General features: G+C 32.2%; 27 protein-coding genes. 17 read left to right on the forward strand and 10 right to left on the reverse strand.

What is annotated here, in order from left to right; all coding sequences use genetic code 11:
• The first annotated feature begins 75 nt into the window (after nt 1-75).
• Together QYS47_RS04605 and QYS47_RS04610 are read left to right on the forward strand one after the other, a co-directional pair.
• Entirely contained in the window at nt 76-483 is a 408-nt protein-coding gene (locus QYS47_RS04605; RefSeq protein WP_322347880.1) for a hypothetical protein, read from the forward strand.
• A gap of 158 nt (nt 484-641) precedes the next feature.
• Nucleotides 642-962 carry a DUF962 domain-containing protein gene (locus tag QYS47_RS04610; RefSeq protein ID WP_308357557.1) on the forward strand — a complete coding sequence of 107 codons (321 nt, stop codon included), beginning with the start codon at nt 642-644 and terminating at the stop codon, nt 960-962.
• Here QYS47_RS04610 and QYS47_RS04615 read toward each other — a convergent pair.
• Nucleotides 946-2736: a sodium:solute symporter family protein gene (locus QYS47_RS04615; RefSeq protein ID WP_322347881.1), complete on the reverse strand. Its 1791-nt coding sequence runs from the start codon at nt 2734-2736 to the stop codon at nt 946-948. The genes QYS47_RS04610 and QYS47_RS04615 overlap by 17 nt on opposite strands.
• 67 nt (nt 2737-2803) lie before the next feature.
• A complete protein-coding gene (locus tag QYS47_RS04620) occupies nt 2804-4027 on the reverse strand; it encodes a bifunctional alpha/beta hydrolase/OsmC family protein (RefSeq protein ID WP_322347882.1) in 1224 nt (407 codons plus the stop codon).
• Nucleotides 4028-4298: 271 nt separating this feature from the next.
• Here QYS47_RS04620 and QYS47_RS04625 point away from each other — a divergent pair, with 271 nt between their 5' ends.
• Nucleotides 4299-4694, forward strand: coding sequence for a TerB family tellurite resistance protein (locus tag QYS47_RS04625; RefSeq protein ID WP_302103632.1), 396 nt, complete (start codon nt 4299-4301; stop codon nt 4692-4694).
• Nucleotides 4695-4733: 39 nt separating this feature from the next.
• Here the strand turns inward: QYS47_RS04625 and QYS47_RS04630 are convergent, their stop codons facing one another.
• A complete protein-coding gene (locus QYS47_RS04630) occupies nt 4734-5507 on the reverse strand; it encodes a tetratricopeptide repeat protein (protein WP_322347883.1) in 774 nt (257 codons plus the stop codon).
• A gap of 126 nt (nt 5508-5633) precedes the next feature.
• Between QYS47_RS04630 and QYS47_RS04635 the strand changes: the two genes are divergently transcribed.
• Complete coding sequence (locus QYS47_RS04635) at nt 5634-6185, forward strand: acyl-CoA thioesterase (protein WP_322347884.1); 552 nt, start codon at nt 5634-5636, stop codon at nt 6183-6185.
• A 41-nt stretch (nt 6186-6226) separates the two neighbouring features.
• Here the strand turns inward: QYS47_RS04635 and QYS47_RS04640 are convergent, their stop codons facing one another.
• Nucleotides 6227-6646 (reverse strand): hypothetical protein, encoded by a 420-nt coding sequence (locus QYS47_RS04640; RefSeq protein WP_302127606.1) that lies wholly within the window; start codon nt 6644-6646, stop codon nt 6227-6229.
• A 151-nt stretch (nt 6647-6797) separates the two neighbouring features.
• On the opposite strand from QYS47_RS04640, the gene QYS47_RS04645 reads away from it, so the two are divergent.
• Nucleotides 6798-7169: a hypothetical protein gene (locus QYS47_RS04645; RefSeq protein ID WP_302127605.1), complete on the forward strand. Its 372-nt coding sequence runs from the start codon at nt 6798-6800 to the stop codon at nt 7167-7169.
• Between the two features lie 4 nt (nt 7170-7173).
• On the opposite strand, the gene QYS47_RS04650 is transcribed toward QYS47_RS04645, so the two are convergent.
• Genes QYS47_RS04650 through QYS47_RS04660 form a run of 3 tightly spaced genes read right to left on the reverse strand, consistent with a single transcriptional unit; the run spans nt 7174 to nt 10688 of the window.
• Nucleotides 7174-8049 (reverse strand): flavin reductase family protein, encoded by an 876-nt coding sequence (locus QYS47_RS04650; protein WP_322347885.1) that lies wholly within the window; start codon nt 8047-8049, stop codon nt 7174-7176.
• A gap of 26 nt (nt 8050-8075) precedes the next feature.
• On the reverse strand, nt 8076-9899 hold the full coding sequence (asnB, locus tag QYS47_RS04655) for an asparagine synthase (glutamine-hydrolyzing) (protein WP_322347886.1): 1824 nt from the start codon (nt 9897-9899) through the stop codon (nt 8076-8078).
• Nucleotides 9900-9959: 60 nt separating this feature from the next.
• The gene (locus tag QYS47_RS04660) at nt 9960-10688 is read right to left on the reverse strand and encodes an NUDIX hydrolase (protein ID WP_308357551.1); all 729 of its coding nucleotides are present in this window, start codon (nt 10686-10688) and stop codon (nt 9960-9962) included.
• A gap of 91 nt (nt 10689-10779) precedes the next feature.
• Here QYS47_RS04660 and pfkA point away from each other — a divergent pair, with 91 nt between their 5' ends.
• From pfkA to QYS47_RS04675, 3 genes are read left to right on the forward strand one after another with little or no spacing between them, the layout of a single operon-like run.
• Nucleotides 10780-11760, forward strand: a complete 981-nt coding sequence (pfkA, locus tag QYS47_RS04665; protein ID WP_322347887.1) for a 6-phosphofructokinase — start codon at nt 10780-10782, stop codon at nt 11758-11760.
• A gap of 3 nt (nt 11761-11763) precedes the next feature.
• Nucleotides 11764-12621: a hypothetical protein gene (locus QYS47_RS04670; RefSeq protein WP_308357549.1), complete on the forward strand. Its 858-nt coding sequence runs from the start codon at nt 11764-11766 to the stop codon at nt 12619-12621.
• Between the two features lie 49 nt (nt 12622-12670).
• A complete protein-coding gene (locus QYS47_RS04675; protein WP_302127599.1) occupies nt 12671-13663 on the forward strand; it encodes an ROK family protein in 993 nt (330 codons plus the stop codon).
• Here the strand turns inward: QYS47_RS04675 and QYS47_RS04680 are convergent.
• Nucleotides 13653-14417 carry a hypothetical protein gene (locus tag QYS47_RS04680; protein WP_308357548.1) on the reverse strand — a complete coding sequence of 255 codons (765 nt, stop codon included), beginning with the start codon at nt 14415-14417 and terminating at the stop codon, nt 13653-13655. The two genes, QYS47_RS04675 and QYS47_RS04680, sit on opposite strands and share 11 nt — an antisense overlap.
• A 190-nt stretch (nt 14418-14607) precedes the next feature.
• On the opposite strand from QYS47_RS04680, the gene QYS47_RS04685 reads away from it, so the two are divergent.
• The 4 genes from QYS47_RS04685 (at nt 14608) to QYS47_RS04700 (ending at nt 20945) form a co-directional block, all read left to right on the forward strand.
• The gene (locus QYS47_RS04685; protein ID WP_322347888.1) at nt 14608-15231 is read left to right on the forward strand and encodes a 2OG-Fe(II) oxygenase; all 624 of its coding nucleotides are present in this window, start codon (nt 14608-14610) and stop codon (nt 15229-15231) included.
• A 90-nt stretch (nt 15232-15321) separates the two neighbouring features.
• A complete protein-coding gene (locus tag QYS47_RS04690; RefSeq protein ID WP_322347889.1) occupies nt 15322-16677 on the forward strand; it encodes an aminotransferase class I/II-fold pyridoxal phosphate-dependent enzyme in 1356 nt (451 codons plus the stop codon).
• Nucleotides 16678-16932: 255 nt separating this feature from the next.
• A complete protein-coding gene (locus QYS47_RS04695) occupies nt 16933-19350 on the forward strand; it encodes an outer membrane beta-barrel family protein (protein ID WP_322347890.1) in 2418 nt (805 codons plus the stop codon).
• Between the two features lie 149 nt (nt 19351-19499).
• The gene (locus tag QYS47_RS04700) at nt 19500-20945 is read left to right on the forward strand and encodes a trypsin-like peptidase domain-containing protein (protein WP_322347891.1); all 1446 of its coding nucleotides are present in this window, start codon (nt 19500-19502) and stop codon (nt 20943-20945) included.
• Nucleotides 20946-20983: 38 nt separating this feature from the next.
• Here QYS47_RS04700 and QYS47_RS04705 read toward each other — a convergent pair whose 3' ends face one another.
• A complete protein-coding gene (locus tag QYS47_RS04705) occupies nt 20984-21955 on the reverse strand; it encodes a zinc dependent phospholipase C family protein (RefSeq protein WP_322347892.1) in 972 nt (323 codons plus the stop codon).
• 200 nt (nt 21956-22155) lie between these two features.
• Here QYS47_RS04705 and rpsT point away from each other — a divergent pair, with 200 nt between their 5' ends.
• The 3 genes from rpsT to QYS47_RS04720 all read left to right on the forward strand — a co-directional run bounded on the left by rpsT (nt 22156) and on the right by QYS47_RS04720 (nt 23607).
• A complete protein-coding gene (gene rpsT, locus QYS47_RS04710; RefSeq protein ID WP_013455209.1) occupies nt 22156-22410 on the forward strand; it encodes a 30S ribosomal protein S20 in 255 nt (84 codons plus the stop codon).
• Nucleotides 22411-22519: 109 nt separating this feature from the next.
• On the forward strand, nt 22520-23224 hold the full coding sequence (radC, locus tag QYS47_RS04715) for a RadC family protein (RefSeq protein WP_308357542.1): 705 nt from the start codon (nt 22520-22522) through the stop codon (nt 23222-23224).
• Between the two features lie 14 nt (nt 23225-23238).
• Nucleotides 23239-23607 carry a hypothetical protein gene (locus tag QYS47_RS04720; protein WP_322347893.1) on the forward strand — a complete coding sequence of 123 codons (369 nt, stop codon included), beginning with the start codon at nt 23239-23241 and terminating at the stop codon, nt 23605-23607.
• Here QYS47_RS04720 and QYS47_RS04725 read toward each other — a convergent pair.
• Nucleotides 23592-24791: a PAS domain S-box protein gene (locus QYS47_RS04725; RefSeq protein WP_322347894.1), complete on the reverse strand. Its 1200-nt coding sequence runs from the start codon at nt 24789-24791 to the stop codon at nt 23592-23594. The genes QYS47_RS04720 and QYS47_RS04725 overlap by 16 nt on opposite strands.
• A 165-nt stretch (nt 24792-24956) precedes the next feature.
• On the opposite strand from QYS47_RS04725, the gene QYS47_RS04730 reads away from it, so the two are divergent.
• Nucleotides 24957-25481 carry an acyl-CoA thioesterase gene (locus QYS47_RS04730; protein ID WP_308357540.1) on the forward strand — a complete coding sequence of 175 codons (525 nt, stop codon included), beginning with the start codon at nt 24957-24959 and terminating at the stop codon, nt 25479-25481.
• Nucleotides 25481-25969 carry a hypothetical protein gene (locus QYS47_RS04735; RefSeq protein ID WP_322347895.1) on the forward strand — a complete coding sequence of 163 codons (489 nt, stop codon included), beginning with the start codon at nt 25481-25483 and terminating at the stop codon, nt 25967-25969. The genes QYS47_RS04730 and QYS47_RS04735 overlap by 1 nt, the downstream gene beginning before the upstream one ends.
• Nucleotides 25970-26004: the final 35 nt, after the last annotated feature.

A 26004-nucleotide genomic window follows, 5' to 3' on the forward strand; every position in this document is an offset into this window, starting at 1 on the left:
GTAGATATTGAATTGTATTTAGCATTCAAATTAAATACTTTTAAAAAAAATCTTCCAAATACCTTATAAGATACTATGGACCAAATAGAAAAAGAAGATATTATTGACGAATATGTATTCAGTATATTATTTGATGATTTTGGCATCGATCGAGTAAGGCCTGAATTAGAAGCAAGGGATTTAAATGATGAGCTTATTAAGGAAATTGTAAAAGAGATAGATGATATTGTTTTACTTAATCAAGTTCATATTAAAATCGAAAAAAAACAATATCAATATCGAAAATCTGGTCTAGGAATTCTAGTTACTTTATTGGCTACATTGTTTTATCTTTCATACAGCTACGGGTTACTTAATATTGATGCAACTGATTTTTGGGTTATTTTTTTAACCATAGTGGTGGGTTCTTATTTCTTATACCAGAAAGTCAAAGTTCCTAGCGATAAATTTATTAATAAGAATAAATTTAGTAATCGCTTATAGTTCAAGTAGGTTAATGCTGATTCGACACATCTTTATGCACTGATGGCATCATATTTAATAATTGAGCAAGACTTGTAAAAATTCCGTTATGCTATCATTGAAAATTACTAATTCAAAAAATTTTTATTTATATTAGGTAGGAATTATTGAAATTGTAAATGGCAGAAAGAGAATATAAGAGTTTTAAAGAGTTTTATCCGTATTACTTAACAGAGCATCAAGATGCTACCTGTAGAACACTTCATTTCACAGGTACTGCTTTATTATTTATAGTTTTAGGATGGGCATTAATCACACAAACGTATTGGGGCTTAGCTTTAATTCCAGTTGTAGGATATGGCTTTGCGTGGGTAGGTCATTTCTTTTTTGAAAAGAATAAACCTGCTACTTTCACTTATCCATTATGGAGCCTAGCTTCGGATTTTAAAATGTTTTTTCAAATTTTAATTGGTAAACAGCCAATTAATCCGCAGCGATAATTTTAGGGTAAAATTTAAATATTACAACTGTACAAACTATACTAACTAAAAGTAGAGCTATTGCATTCAATATTTCGCCATATATAAATAAACCAGTGCTGAATAATAAGCTATAAATTCCAATACTTCCGGCAATCATACAAACAATACCCGTTGGTACTTTCCATTTTTTGTTTTCATTATTTTTCAATAAGCCTTTACTATTCAGGCGATCAATGATTTTTTTCCAACCTGGTCCACCTGGGTTTACTTTATTTAAAAAGTTAGCTAATTGTTTATCCGTTGTTTTCGGGCTGAAATAGGTGGTTAAGATCCAACTGATTGAAGTAATGCCCACACCTATAATCAATTTTTGCCAAGACAATAGTTCAGAAAAACCTAATTCGGTGTGAATAAAGCTAAAGTAGACTGCAACAAGAAAGCTTACAATCATTGCAACGATCTCACTGATTGCATTAACTCTCCACCAAAACCATCTTAAAATATAAATAAGCCCAGTTCCCGCGCCAATTTGTAAAAGGATCTCAAAAGTTTGAAGTGCGTTTTCTAACACTAAGGCAATCAACATGCTAAATATCATCAGCACTAGGGTTAATATTCTACCTAAAGACACTTGTTTTTTTTCTGAAGCATCAGGATTAATAAACCTTTTGTACACATCATTAACTAAATAAGAAGAGCCCCAATTCAAATGTGTTGAAATGGTACTCATATAGGCGGCAACCAAAGAAGTGACTACTAATCCTAATAATCCTGCAGGAATAAAGGTCAACATAGCGGGATAGCCCATATCATGAGTGGCCACCCCTGAATTAACCGCAGGGAATGCTTTTGAAAAGCTATCCAGCTCTGGGAAAACAATAATAGAACATAATGCCACTATAATCCACGGCCAAGGTCTTATAGCATAATGGGCAAAATTGAAAAATAAAACAGCTTTTATAGAATGATCAGCATTTTTGGCTGCAAACATTCTTTGGGCAATGTATCCCCCACCACCAGGTTCAGCACCCGGATACCAAGTGCTCCACCATTGAACTAAGAGTGGTATGATCAATAGCATTACCCACATTTCAGGATTTGAAAAAGAAGGAAAGAAGGATAATTTATCCACTACATTTTCATGAGTTAATAAATTTTCTAAACCATTTACTTTCGGATGATTTAAAGCAACTACTGCTGCTATTATGGCTCCTCCTAGTGATAAAAAGAATTGTAGAAAATCGGTAAGTACAACTCCTCGTAATCCCCCTAAGCTACTGTATATTACAGTGATTATCCCTGCAATAAGCACAGTTTCAACAGGGCTTAAACCTAATAGAACACCGCCTATTTTAATGGCAGCTAAACTTACTGAAGCCATTATCATGACATTGAAAAGTAATCCTAAATAGATGGCTCTAAAACCTCTTAGGAATTTTGCTGCTTTTCCTGAATATCTTAATTCATAAAATTCTACGTCAGTTAATACTCCTGATTTTTTCCATAATCCCGCATAAACGAATACGGTTAGCATGCCAGTTAAAAGGAATGCCCACCAAGCCCAGTTGCCTGAAACTCCATTTTGTCTTACGATATCGGTTACAAGATTTGGGGTATCAGTAGAAAAAGTAGTGGCTACCATAGATACTCCTAAAAGCCACCAGGGCATTTTTCCACCTGCAGCAAAAAATTCAGATGCATTTTTATTTTTTCTGGAAGTCCAGAAGCCGATCAGTAGTGAAATGGCTAAAAAACCAAATAGGATAACCCAATCTATGGTATTTAATATCATGATGATTTAAAATTTGCATGAAGATAGAAATTTTGATATTTCTTTTGATAATCCTCTAAATCAAATTTTAATTATTATCCTTTTCCCTTGTTTCAACTTTAATTTTGCTTTCCAGCGTTTTATGAACTGGGCATTTATTGGCTATTTCAATCAATCGTTTTTTCTGCTCATCATCCAAATCTCCATTTATTTCAATAGTTCTATCAAAAAAAGTAATTTTACTATCTGAAGACTCGCAATCCTTACTGTCCTTATCATATCTTTGATCATGATCAACATGGACTAGGATTTCATCCACCTCCCAATTTTTTCTATTGGCATACATTCTTAATGTTATAGCAGTACAAGCTGCAAGCGCTGAAGTTAATAAGCCATAAGGAGATGTTCCAAAATTGTTTCCTCCCACTTTTTCAGGTTCATCAGCAACTAAATGATGACCTTCAGCAATTATCTGAGTAGTATAGATTTGATCTTTTCCTCCTATAAAAGCTACAGTTTGAGAATCAGTGGAAATTTTGGCTTGCTTATTAAATTGTACATATCGTTTTGCCCAACTTGCAATTACTTCTCCACTGTAAATAGAATCTTCTTTTTTACTTAACAAATGATCGGCCTGATCTAAAGAAATAAAACTTTTAGGGTGATGAGCTCTTTCATAAATTGCTGCCGCATTAGAAATGTCAACGGTTTCATCTTGAGGAGAATGTAAAATCAAAATTGATTTTCTTAATTCTTCAATTTTGCTAAGGTTATCTTTGCTTTGAAGATCATCCAAAAATTGCTTTTTAATTTTAAATGATCTTCCGCCAATATTTACTTTTGCCCCACCACTTTCTATTATTTCCTCTTTCTTATTTTCAATTAAATGAAGAACATGATCAGCCTGAGCTGGTGCACCTATAGTGGCTATTGCCTTAACACTATCTATTTTAGCGGCTGCAATTAACACTGCTGCACCTCCTAAGGAATGCCCAACCAACATTGTTGGAGAGGAGTATTCTTTTTCTAGGTATTCAGATGCTAAAACAATATCTTCTATGTTAGAAGAAAAGTTAGTGTCTGCAAAATCACCGTCACTTTGTCCTAAACCTGTAAAATCAAAACTTAAAACGGCAAATCCTTTTTTTGTTAAACCTAATATGATATTGCGTACAGCATTAAGGTTTTTATTGCAAGTAAAGCAATGTGCAAATACAATATAATTATGGGGGAAATCATCTGCAGGGAAATGTATTTCAGCTGATAATTCAGTATTCTGACTCCCTTTAAAAGTAATTTTTTCTCTTTTCATTGTGCTTTGATTTGCTATAAATTTTAATTTAAAAAATCTAATCTATATTTAAAGGTGATTTTGAGCATTTGAAAAATTTTATAAAAATTTTACTTTAAAAAGTATTGAATAATTACATTAGAGCTTAAAAAAATGTGATTTTTCAAAAGTATTGTTAACTTAGTTGTGCTTAATGAGCAAAAGAATAATCAAGCTATAGTGTGAACGAACTGCTAAAACTTGATTTATAACATATTAGAAACAACATAATTAAAAGATTAAAACTCAAACCATGTTAAAAGAACAGCTAAAAATCTTAATTAAATTAGCCACAATTGATAATGAATTGGCTGACAAAGAAGCTAACTTGATAGAAAAAGTTGGTAAGGCTAATGGGGTTACAGAGGATGAAATATATCAAATGATAAAAAACCCTGAGCCTATTAAAAACTTAGATACTTTATCTGAAGATCAGAGATTTGAATATCTATATAACATCATTCAATTGATGAAAATAGATGGTAAAGTTTATAAGAGTGAGATTGTGTTTTGTCAGCAGATAGCTGAAAAATTAGGATATAAAAAGAAAGCTGTAGCTGAGTTATCGAAAAGTATTTACAGTGATCCTAGCATCACTAGTGATAGAGAAGAACTAAAATCTCGATTGAGAAAATATACAGTAAGATAATTGCAAGCCCCATTACGGGGCTTTTTTTATGATAAAGGTTTATTCTACTTTAAAATTATCGTTAAAATACTCCTTTCCTTTATTTATATACTTTTCATCTACCAGGTAATATTCTTTTCTGCTTTTCTTTTCAATTAAATCCTTAAATAGAATTTCTGCTTTTTTATTTTTATCATTCTTATGCAGTGCTTTTGCATATAAAAATTGATTCGCAGTATGCTCAGGTGCTATTTTATATGCTTTTTTTAGTAATTTTTGGGCTTTTTTATCGGAGGGCCATTCTATAATTAAAGGAATATTAGGTACTTCTAAATACATGCCGCCCAACAAACGTATAGCTCCAGCCTGATTGTAATTTTCATCTAGCGTAATTGCTTTTTGACTTAATTTCTTAATTTCATTTAGAACATTATTTTGAGCGGCTTCAACAATATCAAGCATGTTAGCCCATCTAGCATAATTAGCAGCATACCAATATACTATTGCCCCATTTTCAGGAAATTCTTTTGTCTTTTCTTCAGCTAAATCAATAGCCATTTTGTATATCTGCTTTTTTTCTTTTTGTGAGCAATCTGTCCATGAAGCTTTGAATTCATAGCTTTTTAATAAGCCAATGGTTCTTTCAGGTTCTGTTTTTATTTGTTTGAAATGATAAATTGCTTTATTGATGTTTGTGTTTGTAGCATATCCATCTTTAATTTCCGCATGCTTATGTTTTAAATAATATTCAGCTGAATCTAAAGATTTTTGAGCGTAGGAATGAATTTGAAAAATGAGAAAGAGTAGTAAAAGAATGATAGTTTTATAACTCATAATTAGTTCATGTTTCAATTATTTGACTGTCCGGTTAACGCTTTCAAATTAATTATGTTGGAATAGATTTTTGTTTATACACATTTAATCAAAAAATCTGTAAATTAAAGTTTAATTCATTAACAAATGACACCGAAATCATCTGAAAATTCACGAACTACTATTACGGAGCTTATGATACCTTCATATGCTAATTTTGGGGGTAAAATCCATGGAGGAATCCTTTTGTCTTTAATGGATAAAGTGGCTTATGCAACAGCTACCAAACACAGTGGTGCTTACTGTGTAACTGTATCTGTGGACAATGTTGATTTTTTACAACCAGTTGAAGTAGGTGATTTAGTATCCATGATGGCTTCAGTAAATTATGTTGGCAATTCGAGTATGGTGGTTGGCATTAAAGTGATAGCCGAAAATGTGAAAACAGGGATAGTAAAACATACTAACACAAGTTACTTTACAATGGTTGCTAAAAATGATGAAGGTGGTTTAATGAAGGTTCCACCGCTAAGATTAAATACTAAAGAAGATGTGAGAAGGTTCGCTGAAGCCGTAAAAAGAAAAAGCTTAAGAAAAGGCTATCAAGCACAAATGGAGGCAGAAAAAAGTGATTTTACCTTTGAAAAGCAAAAAGAGATATTGCAAGACCAGAGATGTGAAATAAAATTAAAGGAATAAAAAGGGCAGATTAATTGAAACCTGCCTTCCAAAATTAATAATTAGGCATTAACGGATTGCTTTTCTTTTAGCCATTTTTTTGCATCATCTACCGTTTTAAAAGTAGCCATTTCTAATACACCACCAATATTCATATTTAATTCTTTTGCTGACATTTCAGAAAAAGTATTTGCAGAAACTACATGAGCATAATATTTAAGTCCAGCATCCATTACTTTAGGAATTAAAACAGATTCAATCCAATCCATTGCTTGTGTCCACGGACCAGTTGATTTACTATCATCATTTAACAAATAAGGGCATTTTGTTTTCTTTACTAAATCGGCAAAGTCAAGACCCCATTTTTTTATTGCATCCACGTTTGCATAGCCTTCCCAATCACAAAATATCCAATTATTTTGTTCTTGATATTCCGTTTTGCAAATCACTCTGTCAAGGTTGTTTTTGGTATCAAATTTCATAATGTTAAAATTTTTAGGTTAAAATATTTCAAAAAATATATCGATAATAAAATTAACTAAATGCTAAGTAGATTTAAATTTAGTTTGTTATTATATGTTACATTGTATAATAATTGTTATTAGCTCCAAAAGTTTCTGTTAATTTGTAAGTATGAAAAAAATAATTCTGTTTGTTTTCCTTATTACTGCTTTGTTAATAGTTTATTCTCTTTCAACAGTGGAAAATGTAAATTCATTGGAGGGCGATTTTGAAGAAATGGCTTTTGTTAGGAATGAAAATAATACTGGACCAGTGCACAGAATCTATGTTTTTTCACTAAATGATACATTATGGACCCAAATGAGAAAGCATATTGACTTACTTCCACACACGAAATATGGCACTACTGAGGTATATTATTTTCTAAAAAAGGATGTAAAATCTATAGAAATCAGTTTGGATATGTCAGGTTTGGAGAATAAGACACTTAAGCCTTTAGCTCATTATGTGAAAAATGGCCAAGGAAAAATCATTAGAAAATAAATATTTATTGGATTAGTAATACTTTCCAAGCTTGCATAATTTTACCTTTTTCTAATAAAATATGAGCAATATTATGGATTTCTTCAGTAGTAGTTTTATTATCTATCTTCTCGAAACCTTCTGGAAATTCAACAGATTTTAAATCTTCTGAGGTAGGAAGCTTTTCTATGTTTCCAAGCTTTCCTAGATCATTCCCACTAAGAATTTTGCTATTTTTTATCAATTCTGGTAAGGCATCAACACCAATACCTAATTTTTGTAAAGGTTTTTCAACTTCGAAAAGTGCATTTTTTGATCGACTATACCAATTGCCGCCTAATCTTCCTATAGGATCTAGCTTAAAAGGATCAACTTTTCCATTTTCATCTAATATTTCTTCATTCACATGAATGTGAATCACTTCACAAATCACTAGATTTCCAGCTCCTCCATTAGGTCCGGTTTCTATTACTTCATTTACTTTACATTCAAATGCAATGGGTGATTCTGCAACTCTTGGAGGCTTTACTTTTGTTGATTTTGCTTCCGTAAGTCCTGATTTAATGAATTCATTTACCCCCTTTTCATATTCAGTAGATGAAAGAGACATTTGCTCTACCATAGGGTAGTTGGCAATATTGATTACAACTTCTGCAACTTCTTTCACATTTTCATATGAGTGTTTGGTTGTATTATTCCTACCTCTTCTTGCAGGTGAAAAAATAAGAATAGGCGGATTTGCACCAAAAACATTAAAAAAACTAAAAGGACTTAAATTAACATTTCCTTCTTTATCAATTGTACTGGCAAAAGCTATAGGCCTTGGTGCAATTGTGCCTAGTAATAAAGCATGTAATTCAGGTGTTTTAATTGATTTTGGATCTATTTCTTTATAACTCATTTTATTGATTTTATGTCTTTGCTTAGCTAATTGTTCTCAATCAGCCACAGTTCCAAAATTAATAAACTGTAAATGATATAATAAGTATTTCGGTCCTGATATTTATTTCCCCTAAATAATCCGCTAATCTCATCATAGTTTATAAACTGGTAGATGTTAGCATTTGGATCATATAATAAGTCTTTTATGATTTCATTAAAATCATTTTTAATCCATTCCTCTAATGGAGCTTCAAATGAGATTTTTTTCGATTTCGTTACTTCTTTAGGAAGTTGGTCTTTATATATTGATTTTAATAAATGCTTTCTGCTAAAGCCTTTAATATTATAGCCTTCATCTAAAGCATTCATGGTTTCAAACAATCTGTAATCTAAAAATGGTGATCGAGCTTCCACTGAATATGCCATACTTGCTCTATCCATTTTAACTAAAATACCAGATAGTAAATTGAAGTTTCTATCTAGGTGCATTAGTTGATCCAATTCTGATAGCTTATCATCTAAAAATGGCCATAATAATTCCTCAGCTGATTGAAATGATTTAGCGTTATTCAAGATTTGATCTTTATCTATATCTCTGAACATGTCAGTGGTATACAATAAATATTTTTCAGGAAATTTCGATTGAGTAATTCTGTTGATTCTATTTAAAAACCCAAACTTCGATTTCCTATTATTATTTGAATCGAAAAAACTGAAATACTTTAAAGCAGATAAAAATTTGATGTTTTTTGCTGTAAAATACCTTCTATAACCACCAAAAAGCTCATCTCCTCCATCTCCATTCAGCATCACTTTTACTTTTTTGGAAGCTATTTCAGCAATTGCCAAATTAGGCAAGGCGCTGCTATCCGCTAGGGGTTGATCAAATGTTTTAATAGCTGTATTCAGTAAAGCTATAGGAGTTTTATCAATGCTTATAATTTCATGGTTTAATCCAAATTGTTTAGCTGTTGTTTTAGCTATATTACTTTCATTTTGATCAGTTTGAAAAGGATATTTTACTGTATAAGCAGCTAATTGATTATCAAACTTTGCTGCTTCCATGGCGATTACTGAACTATCCCAGCCCCCCGATAGGAATAATCCTTTTTTTACATCCGCCCTTAATCTAATTTTTACAGCATCTTCAATCTGTACTTTTATCAATTCCTTAGCGTCCTGAAAGCTTATGCTTTCATTTTTTTGATAATTGTGTTTCCAAAAAGATTCAATACTAAGATTACCCTTATTAAATTTTAGAATACTGGCAGGAGGAAGAGCATAAATGTTCTCATATATGGTTTCAGGCTCTGGGATATTAGAGTAACACAAATAATGGAAAATAGCATTTTTATTTAGCTGAATTGGGATGTTTTTCAACTGCATTAATTTTTTCAGGCTCTTTATTTCAGATGCAAAAAGGAAAGTATTCTGGTTATGATAGTAATATAAGGGTTTTTGTCCCATCCTATCTCGAGCAAGTAGAAATGTATCAAGATGCTCATCATAATAGGCAATTGAAAACATTCCATTTAATGTGGATATACTATTTTCAAATCCTCTTTTTGTAACTAATTCGAATAAAATATCTGTATCAGAATTAGATTGAAAATTTATTGATTTACCGATTTCAGGATAATTATAAATAGCCCCGTTGAAGATCAGGTATTGTCCTTTATTGTTATGCTTGGGCTGGCTTCCATGATCAAGTCCAATTATCTTAAGCCTTTGAGTTCCAATATTTATATTTGATGTAGATAAAAATTGTTGTTCATCCGGGCCTCTATGCTCTAATAATTTTAAAGCAACAGCAAAATCCCTTTCATCTAAAGCATTATGATTTGACCAAGCACCCGCTATTCCACACATATTGAAATTTTAAAGGCTAGAAAATGAAGTTATTCGCCTGAAATCAAAAATAGTTATTTCTTAAAATAAGAACCACTGATCTTTTGCAAAATCCTCTCGATAGGTGTTCTCATCAAACTTAAAAAATTGAGCAGGTTTATGAGATACATTGGTTTCCTTTTCATCTAAAGCAATTAAGAACTTATTTCTTAACATTCTCTTTCTGAAATTTCTTTTATCTAGCTCTTGCCCAACAATGGCTTCATAAAGAGTCTGAAGCTGTCTTAGTGTAAATTTTTCGGGTAATAATGAAAAAGCAATAATTGGCTCTCTCTTTATTTTTTCTCTTAACATTGCCCAGCCAGTATTCGCTATTTCATTATGGTCAAAACCTAGTTTTTGTGGTTTTTCAATTGGGTGCCATAATACTTCTTCAGCAAATGATGAGGGTCTATAATCAAAATCATCAGTTTTTACTAGTGAATTATAAGCTACTGTAATTACCCTAGCTTCAGGATGTTCTCTTACTGATTTAATCCATTCCACATCAACAGGATCAGAAGTCCTATCCGGAGAACCAAAAGTTTTAAATTGTTCTAGATATAAGTTTTTCATTCCAGTTAATTCATAAAGTACTCTGGAAGCCGCAACATCCAGGTCCTCACCTTTTTGAACCAAATCTCCCGGAAGAGCATATACATTTTTACCTTCTTGTTTCCTTTTTATAAGGAGGATATTGATTTTTTCGTCATCGAATCCAAAAATGACGCAATCAACTGAAATGTGTGGGTTGTAATGGAATTCAGACATATTCTTATTCAATTAGTCATGCAAAGATAATAAAATACTATTGGCTAAGTGTACGTATTACACTATCTTTGACAGGCTGAATAAAATTTAGATGAATAAGATAAATCGAATAGGTGTTTTTACATCTGGTGGTGATGCTCCAGGTATGAATGCAGCGATCCGTGCTGTAGTGAGAGCAGGTATATATTATGGAAAAGAGATTGTTGGGATTTACCGAGGTTATGAAGGAATGATTGAAGGTGATTTTGAAGATATGAATGTTCGATCTGTTGCTAATATCCTTCAAAGAGGCGGAACTTTGTTAAAGTCTGCTCGATCCGCGGAATTCAGAACGCCAGAAGGCAGACAAAAAGCTTTTGACCAATTAAAGAAGCAAAACATAGATGCTTTAATTGGAATAGGAGGAGATGGTTCGTTTACCGGTATGCATCATCTTTATCTTGAGCACCAAATGCCTTATATATGCATTCCTGGCACTATTGATAATGATATACCTGGTACTGATTATACGATCGGTTATGATACTGCAACAAATACTGCTGTGGAAGCTATTGATAAAATAAGAGATACAGCGCTTTCTCACAATCGATTATTCTTTATAGAGGTAATGGGAAGAGATTCGGGTTATATTGCCATTAGTAGCGGTATAGCAGGGGGTGCGGTTTCAATTATCATACCTGAAGAAGAGACTTCCATAGATGAATTGGTTGAAAAGCTCAATAAGGGTGAAAAAAAGAAAAAGACTTCAAGTTTAGTCATAGTTGCTGAAGGAGGTAAATCTGGCTCGGCAATGGAGATTGCACAAAAAGTGAAGGAAAAATCCTCTTATTTTGATACAAAAGTGACTATATTAGGACATTTGCAAAGAGGAGGTACACCAACTTACTTTGATCGTGTGTTAGCAAGTAAGATGGGAGTAGCGGCTGTTGAAGGATTAGACCAAGGAAAAACAGATAGCATGGTGGGAATAAAACATCATGATATCATTTTTAATAAATTTGAAGATATAATGAATCAGCCTAAGGATATTCATAAGGATGATTTAAGAATAGCTAAAATTTTATCAATATAATTTATGATTTTAATAGGTACTAGCGGTTCCACTAAATGCGATTGGCAATTAGTTGATAATAAGAAAACACTAATTAAAAAGAGTACTAAAGGTATGAATCCATTCTTTATGGATGATGTAGCCATTAGTGATATAGTGAAGTCATTAGGAGATGAAATCATAGATCATAAAAAAGAAATTGAGGTAGTTTATTACTTTGGAGCAGGCTGTTCAAGTAAGCACTTTGCAGCAATGCTTGAAAGAGGTATTTCAATGGTTTTTAATCATTCTCATTTATATGTAAAAGAAGATATAGTGGCTGCTGCATTTGCAACCTTCGATGGAAAACCTTCAATTACCGCATTAATGGGTACGGGTTCCAATGCATGTCATTTTGATGGTGATATAGTTAGGCAAGAGGTAAGCGGAATGGATTTCATACTGGGTGATGAAGGAAGTAGAAGTCATTTTGGTAAATTACTTCTAAGCAAGTATTTGAAAAAACAACTTCCGGAAGCAATTGCTAACGATTTAGAGAAGGAATTTCAATTAACCAAAGAAGAGATTCTGCTAAATGTATATATAAAACCTTATGCAAACGTTTATTTAAGCAGTTTTAGCCAATTTATTAAAGAAAGAATTGATCACCCTTTTTTAAGGGATATGGTTAAACAAAGTATTAATGAATTTGTGACAACCTATGTTTGTAGCTATAATAATTATAAAAACTTAGCTGTAAATTTTGTGGGTTCAGTACCTTACTTTTTTGAAGAAATTGTAAATGAGGTTGTGGAGCAAAATGAACTGCAAAAAGGCGTCTTTATTGAAGAACCAATTGATTTATTGGTGAGCTACTTAATTAAAAAACATTATAGAAATTAATATTACCATTTATTTTATAAAGGAATGGTAATTTAAAATATAGATTATTATGAAAGTTAGTATTGGGATTGATATAGGAGGAACAGGAACAAAGTTTGGGATTGTAACTTTAGAAGGAAAAGTCTTATATCAAGGCTCAATTCCGACTCAAACAGAGCCTGTATTTACTGATTACATACATTCTTTATCAGAAGAAATCAGAAAAGGTTTAGATTCTGAAAAACATGAACTTATAGGGATTGGAGTAGGAGCTCCTAATGCGAACTATCATAGAGGTACTATTGAGCAAGCTACTAATTTAAGATGGAAAGGTGTTTTGCCTTTAGTAAAAACATTAGAGGATGAATTTGGTGTACCCACAGTAGTTACTAATGATGCGAATGCTGCTGCAGTAGGAGAGATGATTTTCGGAGGTGCGAAAAACATGAAGGATTTCATAGTAATTACCTTAGGGACCGGTTTAGGAGCAGGAATAGTATGCAATGGAGAATTGGTGAATGGAGCCAATGGAATAGCAGGTGAGTTGGGGCACGTTACTGTGACATATGGAAACGGGCGGTTCTGTGGTTGTGGTAAAAGAGGTTGTTTGGAAACTTATGTGTCAGCAACTGGTATCAAAAGAACGATCTATAAATTATTAGCAGATTATACCGATGATAGTGAATTAAGATCCGTAAGCTTTGATGAACTGAGTCCTGAAATGATAACTAAATATGCTCTAAAAGGAGATATTATCGCTAAGCAAGCTTTTGAGTATACGGGGCGAATATTAGGGACTAAATTAGCAGATACTGTAATTCATACCGATCCTGAAGCTATTTTCATTTTTGGAGGACTATCTCAAGCAGGAGATTTAATTTTTAATCCTGTAAAAGAACATTTGGAATTAAACCTAATGCCTGTTTTTAAAGGGAAGGTAAGAGTGGTGTCTTCTCAATTACAAAATCAATCTGCACCTATAATTGGAGCTAGTAGCTTAATAATTGATAAGTTGAAAAAGGACGAAATATCATTAATGGAGAATAAAAGACTTAATGATTAAGCTCTTTTAATTTGTAATTTCTGATGTCGAGAATTTTCTGGAAATCTTCCACACTGTTTTTTCTTACATTAAAATCTAAGGTGTTTCCATCTATAATTTTTGGTATTATTTTTTCATAAATAATATCTTCTGGTAGCTCATGGCAAGGGATAGGGTCAATTTTTATTCTTTTACTTTTAAAAACTTTTTCAAATTCTAAGGAATTTAGCCAGATTACATAGTCCTTCAAAATCTCTTCATGATCAGAGAATAATAGAGTCTTATTATGATTCTGCGTATTTTTTCCATTTAAATTAGGGGTAAAAGGCTTGTATCTTTCTTCAAATGCAAAACGTTTCCCCATTTTGACATTATATTCATCAAATAACGTTTTAATCATGTCAAATAAGCCTTGTTGTTTGCAATCAATTAAAATGGAATGGAAAGACTTTACTTTTTGCCAATCTTCATTTAATACATCAGGGCTCAATTTTTCAAAGGCTATTAACATTTTAAGTCTTCTACAGATTTCAAGTTTAATGGCTTCTGCCATATCATCAAGCTCTTTTTGAAACGACTCTTCTTGGCCTTTTAAATGTTTATTTTCCGATAGAATATCAATTATTCTTTCGAATTTCACATTACCTGAAAATTCACTTTGGTTTATTTCTGCAGACTCAAATTGATTTAAAAAATTAATAACTCCATCTGTTTTAGTAATCAATTTAAAATTCAGATCAAAAATTAAAACAGCACCCTCTTTTCCTGCGCTCATTTTATTTTATTCTTTAATTCAATTAAAAATAAATTATGTAAGGGATGGTTGAGAATTTGTTTTAATTATATATTGCGTTAAATTTAATTACAATTCCCATATATTAAAAGTTCTAACATCTTTTTTTAATTCAAATTTTAGATCATAATATTGGTGTTATATCATGTAATTTTAAATTACTTTTGTAGTCATGAAAAATGAGCAGCAAAGTTTATTACATGCTATTGATGAACTAAGTCAAAATGGATATTATATATGGGATGATTTTCTTTCCCAAAAGGAAGTCGAAGAACTGATTTTAGCTATTCAAAAAGAAAATGATTCTGGAGAATTCAAGAAAGCAGGAATTGGAAAACAATCACTCTTTCAGTTAGATAAGTCTGTTAGAGGAGATTTTATTAAATGGTTAGATCAATCAACCGAGCATGTATCCGTTCAAAATTTTTTAGATAGAATTGAAAAAATTAAATCCAGTTTAAACGAATTTTGCTATTTAGGTTTAAAAGATTTTGAGACTCATTTTGCTATTTATCCTGAGAATACGTTTTATAAAAAGCATGTCGATCGTTTTCAAAAAAATGCTCACAGAGTAATTTCTTTTGTACTCTATTTAAATCAAAATTGGCAAGAGAAAGATGGGGGTGAATTAGCTATTTATTTAAAAAACAATACTCATATAGTTCAGCCAATTTCTGGTAGATTGATCTTATTTCGAAGTGAAATAGAACATGAAGTATTAATGTCTTATAAAAAACGTTATAGTATCACAGGTTGGATGTTAGATAAAGATATGAGTTTAACATTTCTTCCTTAAAATAGTATTAATACCCAAATAAATTGCTTTTAGAATTAGTGTTTAATAATTCTTTAGGTTATATATTTTTTTTAACCAAAATTTTACAAAATGTCTAAAAATTTAAATTCCACAAGGAAGCGTTATCATTTGTTCGAAGATGAGCAAATTGACCACATGTATTTTGATATGTCTACAAGTGGTGAAGTAGATGCAAACAAATATTCATTATATAATTTCACTGGTGATCCAAAACTGGAATATGCAGAATGGGAAAGTAGGCTAGATATGATGAATAGCTGGTTTTCCGATATGAAAAATAGCAAGCGCTTTTTATACGAAAGAGAATCCATCGATGGTTCTAAAATTATTTCAAGTGTTGTTGATCCGGAAACAGGTGAAATTCGCAAAATGCTAAATTTTGCGTCCAATGATTATTTAAATTTAACACAGGACAAAAGGATTTGGAAAAACGTCAATGATATTATAAGCCAATATGGAGGAGGCGCTGGAGGAGCTCCTTTATTAAGTGGTTCTGTGCGTATTATTAAAGAATTGCAAGATCAAATATCTAAGATGAAGGGCACAGAATCTTCTATAGTTTATACATCAGGATATGCAGCTAATATTGGTACAATTTCAGGTCTTTTAGGGCATAAAGATGTTGCGATTTATGACATGTATTCCCACGCTAGTTTAATTGATGGAAGTAAAGGAGCAAATAAAAAGTTTTTCGCACATAATGATGCCAAGTCCCTTGAATCTGTTTTAAAGAATATTCAGAATAAATACATCAATAAATTGGTAGTGGTAGATGGGGTTTACTCCATGGATGGAGACATCTGTAATTTGCCCGAAATTTTAGATGTAGCGCATTTTTATGGTGCTTGGGTATTAGTAGATGAAGCCCATGCTACTGGTGTGATTGGTAAAAATGGTAGAGGAACTGTTGATTATTTTAACCTGGAAGGTAAAGTTGATATTATAACTGGAACTTTAAGTAAATCTGTAGGTGCAGTTGGTGGATTTGTTTCAGCATCTGAAAAACTAATTAATTATTTAAAATACAATAGTAGATCCTACATGTTTTCTACTTCACCCTATTTACCAGCAGTAGCAGCTTCATTAGAAGCCTTAAAGTTAATTGAGCAAAATGAAGCTGGACAAGATCAGCTTTGGCGAAATATTCAATATGTAAAATCTCGATTACTAAATGCAGGTTTTAATATTGGTAATGCTGAAACTGCTATTTTCCCAATTATAATAGGAGATGATAATAAGGTGAAAGAAATGACCTATAGATTACATCAGAAGAATATCTTCGTAAACCCTGTACCTTACCCAGCAGTACCGAGAAAGCTTACGAGAGTAAGATTGACTGTTACAGCAGGTTTCAGTAAGGATCAACTAGATTATACTTTAGATCAAATTGAGGAAATTGGCCGAGATTTGAATATAATTAAATAGCGAAAGGGATGGTTTAAAACCATCCCTTTTTTATTGCTCTTAGATTTCATCCTACCATTTGTATTCAAATATAAATTGTACGCTTTTATTGAAACACAGTGTTCGTTTATGAACAATAATATCTTTGGTTTTTGATAAAAGCACCTCTCAACACTCATTTTAGCCATTTACAGAATATGGCACATTCCATGCACCTTGAGTTGGCATAAGCGCATCTATTAACTAAAGAATACGAAAATGCAAACGCTCAAGAACATGAAAACTATTTTATTACTACTAACGCTAACATTTTTAATTAGCAGTTTTGCCCTAGCCCAAACTGGCGAAATTTCAGGTTCACTAATTGATTCTGAAAATGCTCCACTACCATACAGCAATGTTGCAGTTTATAATTCATCAGATTCTAGTTTGGTTACTGGATCTATAACAGATCAGTCTGGTCATTTTTTAATTAAAGTAAATTATGGTAATTATTACTTAAAAGTATCTGCAGTAGGATTTGCTACATTTTTATCAGAATCATATTCTGTAAATGAATCAAATAGCAAAGTAAGCTTACCTAAAATCCAATTGAAGGATGATGTGCAAGTAATGGATGCTGTTGAGGTAAAGGCTTTACGTCCACAAGTAATTGTTGAAGCCGATAAAATGGTAGTTTCTGTTGAAGGAACCGCAATGGCTGCAGGTACATCTGCATTTGAAGTACTTGAAAAATCACCAGGAGTATTTATTGATCAAGATGGTAACATTCAATTAAATGGTCGTCAGGGCGTACAGATCATGATTGATGGCAGACGATCTTATTTGTCAGCAGCTGACTTACAAAATATGCTTCAGGGTATGTCTGCTGATAACATTAAAAACATTGAAATTATCAATAACCCATCTGCAAAATATGATGCAGAAGGAAATGCTGGAATTATAAACATTACATTGAAAAAGAATACTATGAAGGGTATTAATGGTAATTTAAATGCTGGATACAGATACAATGAGATCCATAATTATAATACAGGAATCCAATTAAATCATAAAGCAGGAGATTGGAATTCCTTTGTAAATGCAGATTTTTCTCAGAGAGGAAGAGTTAGAGATGCAGATTTTTATAGAGAAATCAATCAAAATAATGGATCAACTACAATTTTTGATCAGGATGCAAGAGAAGAAGTGTTGAGAAGATCTCCAGCTTTAAGGATTGGGACTGACTATGATATAAATGATATGCAGTCTATAGGGATTATGTTGAACGTGTATGGTCAGGAAAGAGATGGAGATTTTGATATTCAATCCGATTTAAATCAATCAGGAGTAGATCAATACGTAGAATCATTGAATAATATGAATACAAGCTTTTTGAATTCTCAAGCAAATATGCATTATGTGCAAAAGCTTGATACAAATGGAACCAAATTATCAGCCGATTTTAATGTAGTAAAGCTTATCAATAGAGGAGGAGCATCTTTTTCTAATTCTTATTTTACTGAAGGAAATGAAACTCCCTATCAAGTAGAAAGATTAGAGAATAATAATCCTTACAGATATGATATTTATTCCGCTCAATTAGATTTCGAAGGAAAATTTTTCGGACAAAAAATTGAGAGTGGGGTAAAAGCGAGTCAAGTAACCTCGGATAACGACCTTAAATTTTATATAATCGAAAACGGAGAAGGTGCAGTTGATGAAAACAGATCGAATCATTTTATATATACTGAGCAAATTTTAGCAGGATATACGAGCCTTTCGGGTAAACTATCAGACAAACTAACTTATAAAGCAGGTTTAAGAGCAGAACAGACTTTTTCTTTGGGGCAATCATTAACCTTGAATACTGAAACGGAGAGAAACTACTTTAACTTATTTCCAAGTTTCTTTTTACAGCATAATGTCAGTCCAAACTATCAGGTGAATTACAATTATAGTAGAAGAATTGATAGACCAGATTATGGGAACTTAAATCCGTTTGTTTTGTATTTAGACCCTTATACTTGGGCCCAAGGTAATCCATATTTAAGACCACAAATGACCCACTCTTTAAGTTTAACCCAAACTTTCATGAGACAATTCAACTTAGTTCTAAACTATGGATATACAACAGATTTCATCGCTGAAATTCCATTACAAAATCCAGAAGATGGAACTACTGTTTTTAAGCAAAGTAATTTGGATACTCAAGAAAGCTTTTCAGCAACTGCTGTTATTCCTTTCCAGCCAACTAAATGGTGGTCAATTAATGGAAACATAACTGCTTTGTATCAAGATTTCACGACTGAAGTTTTCAATAATACTGTAAATAATAAAGCAACTTCAGCCATTTTCAGAGCTAGTAATAATTTTATGTTACCAAATGATTTTAAAATTGAATTAAACGGAGATTATAGATCGAATATTGTTTGGGGAGTTTACAGCATTGCTCCACAATGGGGTGTTGATTTTGCAGTGAAGAAAAGCTTTATGGATAGTAAATTAGAGGCCTCACTTAATTTTAATGATATTTTCAGAACAAGAGTATTCAGAGGGGATGCAAATTTCAATGGGAACATAAATGAATTAAGTCAATATTTTGGTCAGCAAAGTGTTGGTTTCTCATTAAGATATAGATTCAGTAAAGGAGAAGAATTTAAAGCTCGTCAGCGCAATACAAACTTAGAAGAGTTGAACAGAGCTGGAGGATAATACAATTAGGTTAAATTAGGTTAAAAGCGGCAGCCAATAATGGTTGTCGTTTTTTTTATACAGTATTTTTGAACAGTTTTAATTGAGAACACGTAAAAACAGCACAATATTTGTATTGTTATATTGTTTATTCACTAAAGATTTTTTCTATGAATCAATATGTAAAAACAACTCTTAGCGCATTTCTGGGTGGAATAGTTGGAGCTTTTTTGGTTTTTTATTTAACTCATAATAATAACCAAATAAATAATAATACTGTATTTCAAAAACCAGCAACAGATATTTCACAAGCATCATTTGAGAATGAATCAACCAATAATGAGGTAGTTAAAATACCGGATGTTGATTTTATTGAAGCTTCTAAAAATAGTAGAGAAAGTGTAGTATATATTAAGACCATTTCTGAAGCATATGGTAGAAGTTCTTGGTTAGATTTATGGCTTGGTGGTGGAGGAAGTATGCAGCAGGTTGGTTCTGGTTCGGGTGTAATCTTTCGTGAAAATGGCTATATCATAACCAATAATCATGTAATTGATGGTGCGGATGAAATTGAGGTGATTAGGAAAAAGAAAACCTACAAAGCAAAATTGGTAGGTCGAGATCCTTCTACTGATTTAGCGGTTTTAAAAATCGATGATAAAAATCTTCCAGCGATAAGAGTTGGTTCATCTAAAGATTTACAAGTAGGTTCTTGGGTGTTAGCAGTTGGTAACCCTTTCAATTTAACCTCTACAGTAACAGCTGGTATAGTGAGTGCAAAAGGGAGAGAATTGAATATTTTAAAAAGTAATTTTCCCATTGAATCCTTTATTCAAACTGATGCAGCAATTAACCCTGGTAATAGTGGAGGCGCGTTAGTAAATACTGAAGGAGAATTAGTAGGGATTAATACGGCAATTTTATCTAAAACAGGTTCTTATGCAGGCTATGGCTTTGCAGTGCCTATAGATATAGTGAAGAAAATCGCTACTGATATCATAGATTATGGAATGGTTCAAAAAGCTTTTTTGGGGGCTGAGGTTACCACTTTAGATCCTGAAATAGCTAACAGATTAGAAACGGATGATTTGGACGGTGTTGTAGTGAGTTACATCCAAGAAAATGGAGCAGCAGAGAAAGTAGATTTGCAAAAGGGTGATATCATTAGGGAATTTAATGGGGAGGATGTGAGTACTCATTCTGAATTTGAAGAAAAACTGAGTATGTTATCACCAGGAGATAAATTGTATTTAACTATCGACAGAAAAGGCAAAAGCATTCAAAAGGAATTGATTTTGACCAATAGTGAAAATACTACTGAATTACTCAAGAGAGATGTATATTTTTCTAAATCATTAGGTGCAGAATTTGAAAGTGTCCCAATGGTTGAGAAAAATTTATTGGATATCAAAAGTGGTGTAAGAGTAGTAGATGTTAAAAATGGGTTTTTCAAAAGACTCAATATTGATGAAGGTTTTATCATCACGGCTATAAATGGAAATCCTGTAAGCAATCCTAAGGAACTATCTGAAATTTTGGAATCTATTAAAGGAAAAGTAGTGGTTCAAGGAGTTAATAAAAAAGGAGTAAAAGGCTATTATTCTTATTATTTCTAGAAATGGTAAATAGGCTCTTTTTCAATGATTAGAGCCTATTAATTTTCAATACCACTTTCGTGTTCTCTCAGCTTATTGAAGTCTTTTTGAGGCATGAAATTTATGATTTCGAATTCATACTTTTCATCAATTAATTTATCCAAATCAGGTTGGCCTGCATTTACCCAGGCTGTAAACCAATAATCTCCAATCATTTTAATAGCATTTCGCATTCTGTGTTCAACTTGCTTGCCTAACATTTTATGATAAGCAGTTGAGAAATCTCTTGAATAAACCTTAACGTTTGAGTTTCCTCTCATTTCGTAACTGTATTTAGCGTCATTATCAAATTTGTTGCTTAGATCTTTTTCAAATCTAAATACTGAGTCTAATGCAAGGTGAGCGACAGTAATTGCATCCCAAATGGCTAACTGGGTATTTTCAATGTATTCAGCTTTTCCTATGAAAAAATCAAATTGATCAGAAAATAATTCGGGTAATCTCGATTCCCAAAAACCATGAATACCATATTGTCCACTTAGCTGACCGTTATAATTCTTGGTTGTATGTAAAGGAACATTAGCATCCGCAATGTAGTGACCTAAGTCCGTAGAATATCTGATAATATCCTCAGCATTATTTTCCTTAAATGCTTCTGTAAGTTGGTATGTAACTAAATTTACATGCCACGGAACTATTCCATAAGCTTGTAACGTATCTTCTGAGTATTTTTCAACAGCATCCTTCCAATATCTTGGCATTTTATAAACTGCGCTATCGCCATATACATCTAAATCTATGTAATGTCTGGGTGCTTCATAATCCACTGCATATCTTCTTTTATCAGGATTCACTGCGTTTTCGGTAATGTACTGAATATGATGCTTATAGAAAGTAATCATTTCAGTGGGTAGGGTAAATATTGCTAATCGATTAATTTTTTGATGAGCATAGAATCCCCAATTTAATTTAGATGAAGTAAGTAGGATGAATGATAAACTAATTAAACTGATTTTGAGGAGTTTAATCATGTGAATTTGGGCTTTGGTTGAGTTTTTTAATAGATTAAGGTTTAGATTAATACCTTAATATCATACTTAAAAGTCAATTATTTCATGATTTATGAAAATTAATATTGATAATACTGAAATGATTTTGTTTAGTAAAACAAATTCACTTAAATTTGCAGTCCTAAAAAGAAAAGCTAGAAATTCAATTTATATAAATCAATATGGCAAATCATAAGTCAGCATTAAAAAGAATTCGCTCAAGTGCAGCAAGACGTTTGAGAAACAGATATCAGGCTAAAACGACCAGAACTTATATCCGTAGATTAAGAGCTACTGAAGATAAGGCTCAGGCTGAAGAGTTATTAAAAACTGTGACTTCAATGTTGGACAGATTAGCGAAAAAGAATATTATCCACAAAAAGAAAGCGGATAATAACAAATCTAAATTAGCAAAGCACGTAGCTAAATTAGCTTAAGAATTTGAAAATTTTGCCTTAAGCCTCAGCCCAAAAGCTGAGGCTTTTTTAGTTTGTGCTTATTTGATATATTATGGTTTGATTTTAATTTCAACCTTAATCATATCACATGAAAGTCAATACATATTCTGAAGTTAGTAGCATCAAAAGTTGGGCTGAAGCAGATAGGCCAAGAGAAAAATTATTGAACCATGGAAGAATGGTTTTATCTGATGCGGAATTAATAGCCATTTTAATTGGTTCAGGTACTCAGTCACTATCTGCAATTGATGTGGGTAAAAACATTTTGACTGAAGTTCAAAATGATTTGAATCAATTAGCCAAATTTTCAGTAAAAGAATTAACCAAATTCAAAGGAATAGGGGAGGCTAAGGCTATTACCATTATTTCAGCTCTAGAATTAGGGCGAAGAAGGAAAGAAGCTGAGGTTATTGAGAAACCAAAAATAACTTCCTCAACGGATGCTTATAATTTATTAAAATCAGTATTGATTGATTTACCCCATGAAGAGTTTTGGGTAATTTTTTTAAATCGAGCGAATAGAGTTATTAAGCTCAAGAGAATTAGCATGGGTGGGGTTTCAGGTACTGTAGCTGATGTGAAAATCATATTCAAAGAAGGGATTGAAAATCTAGCTTCAGGAATGATCCTGGCTCATAATCATCCTTCAGGAAATTTGAATCCTAGTGAGCAGGATATTCGTTTGACAAAAAAGATGAAAGAAAGCGGTGTCATATTAGATATACCGGTTCTAGATCATATTATTTTTACAGAGCAATCTTATTATAGCTTCGCTGATGAAGCGATGCTTTAAAATTGAATAGTATTATGGACAATAATCCAGAATTAAGCGGTAAATATTTAGGAACTATTACAGAAGACTTCGTAGCAATTTCAGAAACATTGAAAGAAGCTTCTTATGCGGTTAGAAAACAAGGTTTTTCGGAATATCCTATTTTCCCTATTTGTAAAACTGAACAGCCAATAGGTCAGGTTTTAATTGGTGCTGGAGAATTAAACTTAACCTGGAATTATTTTATCACGTATCTCGATGAATTTGTGCAAAGAAAGATTGTGGATGAAGAAAAAGTTGAGGAATTTAAACAGGCTTATAAAAACCCAGATGAGTTCTGCTGTTTATTTGTGATCGATACGAATATGACTAGTTTCGTTTACGTTCCTTATCCGGAAGATTGATTTTCTCTTTTTTCTTGAATTAAATTTAAAGCAGTTCGGCTTAGACTTTCATTCATTTTCCTAATGACTGCATCCATTTGTTTGGCTGTAGCTTTTAATTTATTTATAACATAGGAGGGGTCATCATATTTTTCAAATATGGTGGTCAATCCCATCATGCTAGTTAAAGGCCCCCTGAGCTCATGTGAGGTCTGAAATGCATATTCCGTAAAATCTTCTAATAGGTTTTTCTGGTCATGTTCTAGTTTTTTCTTTTCCGTTATATCGTAACTGATTGACATAAATTTGTATATCTCACCATCATGATTTTTGATGGGGCTTATCACTATATCCACCCAATATTCTTTTCCAGCTTTGTTTTTATTTTTGATATCTGCTCTCCACAATTCTCCTGCTTTAATTTGTGTCCACATTTCGTTCCAGAAATTGGAAGTGTGATATCCAGATTCTAAAACTTTAATCGGCTGTCCTACTAATTCTTTTCTACTAAATCCACTTACTCGGCAAAACTCACTGTTAACTTCTTGTATATTTCCATTAATGCCTGTAATTGAAACTAAAGCAGCTTTGTTAAGTGCCTTTTGAAAGTTTTCACGTTCGATTTCAGCCAGTATTTTGTCGTTTATGTTTATGGCATTTACGATCCTACATTCTTTTCCCTTATAGATGGTTTTATGTGAAAAAATATTAACGTAAAAGTAATTTCCAGCTTTGTCCATATGCAACAATTCTCCACTGTCAGTAAATTCCTCCTTTAGATTTTTTAAATGCTGTTGTAATCTTGCTTGTTCTGAATAAGGCCTTAAGTCTTTTAAGTTTAATTGACTCATTTCGTTTGAAGAATAGCCGTACTGGGAGCTAGCTGCTTTGTTAGCTAGTAAAATATTTTGTGTGCTAACTTCAAAAATATACATGGGATTAGGGTTGTCCTGAAATAGTCTCTGAAAGTCATTCTTTATCAATTTTAAGGTGTGTGTTTTTCTTTTTATTAAAAAGTATAATAAAGTAGCAGTAATAATTACGTATAATATACCTTTCCATTTACTAATTGCATTGACTGTCTCTGTGCTCCAATTAAATTTTTCATTCATAAAGAACAATAAATTATCGCTTAAGCTAATCCAGAATACTCCAAGAATTAAATAAATAAAGGGTATCAACCAATCCTTTTGTTCTATCTTCATAAAGAAAAAATATTAGCTACTTTAAATTAATTTAAAAAAAATAGAGGATAAACAATAACCAGTATACAATTAATAAGTAGAAATTATTTGCCACTAAGAATTAATTGCAATTCGAAGGGTAATTAAAATTGATGTTTTTATCTTTGCGCTAAATCAAATTCAACAATGGCAAAACAAGCAAAAAATCCAAAAGATACTTATACTATCATGACTGAGCTGGTATTACCTAATGATACCAATCCTCTTAATAATTTAATGGGAGGACGGCTGATGCATTGGATGGATATTGTTTCAGCCATAGCTGCACAAAAGCATTGTAATAGGATAGTGGTTACCGCTTCGGTGGATAATATATCATTTCAACATCCTATCGCTTTAGGAGATGTAGTAACACTTGAAGCTAAGGTAACCAGAGCTTTTAGTTCTTCAGTAGAAGTCCATATTGTTGTCAAGGGAGAAAATATACCATCAGGGCGTAAATATGCCTCAAACTCAGCCTTCTTTACATTTGTTGCAGTCGACCAATCGGGAAGACCAATAGATGTACCTGAATTGGTTCCTGAAACCGAAGAAGAGAAGGAGTTATTTGAAGGGGCATTAAGGAGAAGACAATTAAGACTTGTTTTAGCAAAAAGAATGAAGCCAGAAGAAGCTACTGAATTAAAATCTATTTTTAAATTAGATCAGTAATGATTATTGAGAAAGACTTCTTAGCTAAAATATTTGAAGGAGATAAACTTTTTGTTTTCAGTGAAGAGAATACTAGTGTTGAATATAAAGATTCTACCGAGAATGATAGTATTCTAAATGAAGTCGCTGAAAAAAGAGAAGTTGTTGAATCGAGTATCCCACAATCTAAAAAAGTAGAAAAAGAAGTACTCATATTATTACCTAATCAAGTAGAAGAAGCTGAAAAAGAAACTCTTCATAAGCTATTAAAAGCTATAGGGATAGAGAAAAATCAATATGAAGTTATAAATGATCATCCTGATAGTTTAAAATCAATTCAGCACTTAAAGCTATTCTTGTCTTTTCATAACCAATATCTTCAATCTGAAGAATACAGTATTCTCAAAATTAATAAAGGGAATGCTATTTATGCTCATAGCTTATCAGATCTGAATACAGATCAAAATAAAAAGCTAATGCTATGGAATCTCCTCAAAAAAATCGTTTGAGAATCTTTTGGGCGAGAAATTTTCAATACCATATA

This window comes from Marivirga arenosa (assembly GCF_030503875.2).
In the GTDB taxonomy this organism is placed as follows: domain Bacteria; phylum Bacteroidota; class Bacteroidia; order Cytophagales; family Cyclobacteriaceae; genus Marivirga; species Marivirga arenosa.